This window comes from Imperialibacter sp. (assembly GCF_040222815.1).
Lineage (GTDB): Bacteria > Bacteroidota > Bacteroidia > Cytophagales > Cyclobacteriaceae > Imperialibacter.
Map to the genome: position 1 here is coordinate 1 of NZ_JAVKCH010000041.1, position 6037 is coordinate 6037.

Sequence of the window (6037 nt, forward strand, 5' to 3'; positions counted from 1 at the left end):
TGTAGCTACCGCTGCTGGTTGGGTACCTACTATCGATGCTACTTCAGGGCAGGCTTCCGGACTTCTCAATGGCACTTACACTGTCGTGGTAACTGATGGAACTGGCCCTGGTGCTGGCTGTACTACTTCTGCTCAGGTGACTATTGCGCTTACCAAGCTAGCCATCGCTTACAACCCAGCAGCTAACCTGACCAATCCTAGTAACTGCGGTTCTCTTAACAATGGCATACTTAATGTCATTGGAGTAACTGAAAATGCTGCCGTACTCGCCACTTATGACTACACTGTCTTTAAAAGCGGCGTCTCCTTTGCTACAGGTGATGAAACTTCTACAACAGTAACCGGACTTACCCCTGGTAGCTATTCTATAGAAATAACCAGTGGTAACACACTGTGTGATTCCAATCCTTTCACTTTCACTGTTACCGATGCGTCGATAGCACCTACCGCTACTGTAGCCATCACCAATAACGTCTCTTGCGACCCGGCTACTCCGATGGGTGCCGCTACTGCTAACCTGACTAACAGCGACGGGGGTACATATACTTATCAGTGGTTCTTCGGGGCTGTTGGAAACACCACCACGCCTCTGGTAAATGGTGGTACGACTAACGGGTCTGTTATCGTTATCAACGCTGGAACACCTCAAACTGTCTCAGGACTGGCTGCCGGTAACTACTGGGTTCGCATCACTGACACACAAGTACCTTCTAATACTTGCTCGGTCGATAAGGCTGCTGTGATCATTGACGATCAGGACGACATAACGTTAGTGGGTGTTAATGTTGTTCCATCGACACAGTGCTCGCCTGTAAATGGTTCTATTGAAATCGATGAACTCACTGTTGTGGACGCAGGCGGAACCACTTCCCTTAACACATTTGCTCAGCTTGACGACTTTACATTTACCCTGTACAATGCGGCACTTGTAGAAATCGTCGGTGGCATCACCCAGGGTACAACAACAACCTTTCCAATTGCCAATTCGCTGGCAGCAGGAACTTACTTCGTTTCCGCCGCCAATGCGTTTACATGCCAGTCAGCTACTTTACAGGTCGATGTACCTGATGGAACAACCGACCCAACCATCACCTTCACGAAAGTCGACAACACAAGTTGTACGGCAACTGGCAACGGTTCCATTACTGTTACCTTAACGGGAGGCGTAGAAATAACTGGAAACTACACCTATCAGTGGTATCAGGGGGCACTTAACAACACAGGTACTCCGGTTGGAGGTCCGGTAGCCGCCACAACAACAAGCACTATCAATACCTTGCTTGGCGGAACCTATTGGGTTGAAATTACCGACAATGCTGCAACTAACTTAGGCTGTGTATACAAAGAAGAGTTTACCCTGCCCAATACTTTAGAGACACTATCTATACCATTGGTGCAAATCACGCCTATTACCGCTAATACCCATTGCGTGACGCCTAATGGTTCAGCGACTGTAGACAATATCTTGATAAATGGGGCCGTTACTGATCCGACAACGCTTTCAGATTACACTTTCAACTGGTATCAGAGCGATGGTACGACTCTAATCACTCAAACAGATGTTACTGTCCCTGTTTACGCTCAGTTTGTAGGTGGAAACTATAAAGTGCAAGTCGTCAATGACAATACCGGTTGTTCTTCGGCACTAACTTCCTTCACCATTGGACAGACACTTGACAGACCAAATATTGCGGGTGCAAATACCAACCCAGTGAATTCACTGAGCTGTGATCAAACCAATTTCCCTAATGGTTCTATTACTGTGACCCCGGATGGTACTGGCACGCCGATGGTGGGTTACACCTATGTTTGGTACAACGCACCTTTGACAGGCATCGGGGCTGCCACACCTCTAGCATCTACGAGCAATGCACTTACAAGTGTCGGGCCAGGCGTTTATTCTGTCGTAGTGACAAAAACCTCTTCCGGCTGTACTTCACAGAGGGAAATTACTGTCACTGGCAGCCCATCAGGCAACCCTGATATCAGCACCGTTATTTCAGGTATTACTCCTACTGACGTAACAACATGTAATCCAGGAACAAATGGCTCATTGACTGCAAACCTTGCTGTTGGGGCAATAGCCGATTACAACTGGTTCTGGTACTACGATGATAAGACAACACCAGTGGCTACAGGCGACAATTCTGGCTCGGTAACTGTCAACAACAATGCAGTGACAGGGCTTCCCGATGGAGATTATTTCCTCAGAATGCAGGACAAAGCAACGGGTTGTTTGACTGGCTTTGCTACTCAAACTGTTAATGTTGATCCTGCCGCCCAGATTACCATCAATATTTTTGCCACCCAACCGGGCGATTGTAACGGGCCTACGGGAGAGTTAAGAATAGAGGCTACCAATGCGTCTGCCCCTAATTTTTCCTTTGAGATTTACAAAGGTGAGAGCGATCTGGCCGCTACGAAAATTCTTATTGCAAGTAGCACTAGTGATGCTAGCGATGATCCAGGAATTGTCGATAACGACAATGCAAGCTATGTCAACGGAAATGGAGTTGATGATGGCATTGCTCAGGACTATGTTGTGTCGCAAATGATTAATGACACTTATACGGTTGTTGCTACCAACCTAAGTTCGATGTGTACTGAAAGAAAGGTCTTCGTTCTGTTCTATTCAGAAGTGCAACGAGTGGATGTAGACCCATTGATCACCACCCAGGCATTAAACTGCCAGCCATATGCTGATGGAACCGGTGCAGGCGGCACGGGTGGAAACACTGGCGAGGTGGACGTAACCCTTAGGGTGCCATTTGGAAATGGAAACACTCACGATGATTTTAGAATATTTCTTTATCCAACTACGTCGGTAAGTCCACAACCCGATATGACAAATGGTGATGGAGATCCGGGAACCTGGGAAACTGGAGATATCTCCAACCCAAGACCTGCAATCGTCCAGTCGGTTGCCGGGACGATTGTTGGCCAGGGGTATCAAATCGACTACACACTTGGCGGAGGTGCCTTCTCGGCTGGCATGACCGTTTTGGGGCAGACAAGCGGAGCCACAGCGATCATCAACACTGATAATGGGTCAACCATGACATTCACGGTTTCACCAACCGGCACCTTTGTAGATGGCGAAACCATTCAAGAGCAAGGAAATGCAGCGAACTTTGGCACGAATGATTCTGGGAATACGACAAACGTTTATACTTTTTCCGGCCTTGTAGAGGGCAGTTATGCCGTCGTAGCGGCACAAAATGGCGTTAGCTTCTGTTACTCTCCCCCGGTTACTTTTGATATCACTGACGATACAGAAACGATTGACCTCGATCCTTCCGACGTGGCAGACCTAGCGATCGAAGACAACACAGATTGCTCGGGTAGCCCCAATGGTAAATTAACGGTACTACAACTACACCGTGGTGCGGCCACCGACGACGTCTCTGCGGGCGGGCCGCAAAATGGTGACTATACCTACCAGTGGTTCTCAGGAGCTGACCCGGATACCGACCCTGCACTAAACGCAGCAAATGTTACGGCAGCGGGCAATGAAGCATTCGATTTGGCAAGCGGAACCTACTCATTGCGAGTAACCAAGCAGGCAGGAACCAACGAGCTGGGTTGCTCGGCCGACTTTGTTTTCTTTGTCAATGACAGCCCTACTACAGTCGAAATCACTGACCATACTCAAGTTGATATTCTTAACTGTGATCCACTCAACAACGGTAGTATCACCATCAACGAATATTCTCTGAACGGAGGTGGTTCTCAGCTTTGGAATACGGCGCTTGCCGACTGGAGATTGCGTCTGTATGATGACGGCGGAAACATACTTGAAACCAAGGCCAATAATGTGGATAATGTATTCTCTGGCCTTGTGGCTGACGATTATATCGTTGTGGTATTCGACGCTGTACTTCAATGCGAGTATGACCCATTTGCAGTTACCATCAACAACGTGGCGACGGATCCTGACCTTAGTGCTTTTATCATTAACTCTAACACACGCTGCAACGGATCAACAGACGAACGAAACGGTTCAGTAAATGTGACCCTCGCCAATGCGAACACTGATTACGACATTCAATGGTTTGTAGGAGGCATTGGAAGTTCTACAGCCTTTGTTCCAGGTACCGACGGTACGCTTGTAACTGATGCTGCCGGAACGAGAATTACAGGAACAAGTGGTGGTGATTACAAGCTTGTTGCGAAAAAGAATACAGCGCCAGATGATGAATGCGAAAGCATTGCCGTGTTCAATGTGCCGCAGGAGGTTGATCAAATCATTTCTTTCACTGTCAATCTTACCCACGATGCTGATTGCGCAACAGGATCTAACGGAGCTATTGAGGTATCTGGAATTACAGTACAGGATGGAATCACAGCAGCAACAAGCGTTGAAGCTGCTGCGGCTAATATTGATGCAAACTATGACTTCATTCTTCGTCAATCAGATGGAGTAACACCAGTTGGAACATTTGGCACTGCCTCAAGTTTAGGGCCGATAACTGGCTTGGACAATGGTACATACTATCTAATTGTCGAGGACGCCGTAACTAAATGTCAGTCTGCACCTAAGCAGATCACCATCCTGAACCAGAAGGTGACCCCTACCCTTTCGGTAACCGGATCCACAGCTAATATTGTATGTAACCCTGCCATTGGGCCTAGTACCCCAACTGGGTCCATTACGGTAACGATAGGCAATTACGATGCAAGCGCTTATAACATACAGTGGTACAAGGCTCCGCTTGGCACAACAACACCTGCGACCGTTGAAAGAAATAATGGCGTTGCTTACCCTGACGGCTCAGATGTAACTGTGTCAGCGATTAATGGAGCTGGTGAGGTGACAATTTCCGGTATCGTCTCTGGCAACTATTGGGTAAGTATTCAGGACAACGCTACTCCTGGCCTGGGTTGTAGTGCCAGCGTTGCCTTTACTGTTGTGGATAATTTTTCTACTATAGAGGTGCTGGCAGCTAATCTGGTAGTGGAACCTGATGTGGACTGTGTCAATAATAATACGGGCTTAATCCGGGTAGAGGCCGTGACTGTGAATGGTGCTGATGATGCGGCTGTAGATGCCAATTACATTATAGAATTCTTCGACGATGCTTTTGTTTCGCTGGGCCCCGGTGTTCCCAATGGAGGTTTTAGGGAGTTGCAAGGGCGTGCTGCTGGTACGTACTATGTAAAAGCCACACACGGAGTCACTGGCTGTGTTTCTGACTTCGCTCAAGCAACCGTTTTGTTCACACCTAGTGAACCGATCATCGAAGTATTCACTAACAGTGCCAATAGATTCTGCGATACGAGCGGCGGAGGAAATGGAGCCATTACCGTTCGGATTGAAAACCCACTTGGCGGTTATTACGACGCTGGGCTATATACGTTCGACTGGTATGACTTACAATCAGGGAGTGCTGGGCTGCCGAATCCAACTGGCGCTGGCGATGACCTGCCTGGCGCTGGATTCGACGAAAGAACAGGATTGGTGCCAGGCTTCTATACTGTTGTAGTAACAGCCAATGATATCGCCGCTAATAACGACCTTGGCCGAGGCTGCTCCAGTGAGCTTATTATCGAAGTTCTTGACAATCCGAGTGTGGTTGAACTAGAAATTGACACGCCTGGTGTTATTCCGACGAATTCAACTAACTGTACGCCAAACGGACAAATAACAATAACCAACGTACTTCTCAACTCTTCGAACGATCTTGTTGGAAACTACACTTTCCAACTGTATGAGCAAGACGCAACGACTGAAATCCTTGGTGCCTTTGGTGGAACAGCTTCAACTGCCGCCACTCTTTCTCCCGGCACTTACCACGTCAAAGCAACTAGCACCACCCTCACGGGTTGCTCATCTAATCTACTACAGGTAATCATCGATGATTTGGCTGTGAAGCCTGTCGCTTCAGTAACAGCCTCGGCAAGCAATACCGTATGTGACCCTGCTGTTGGTACATCTGACCCTACTGGCTCTATCCAGGTAACTGTATCTAACCCCGCCCCTGTTGATGGTAACTATACCTTCACATGGTTCAAAGGTGCAATTGGTGCTGGTGTAGCA

At 48.0% G+C, this 6037-nt stretch carries 1 protein-coding gene; it reads left to right on the forward strand.

The annotated features are described in order from the left end of the window. Positions 1-6037, forward strand: a 6037-nt coding sequence (locus RIF36_RS22185; protein WP_350149632.1) for a beta strand repeat-containing protein, incomplete at both ends; no start/stop codon positions are given.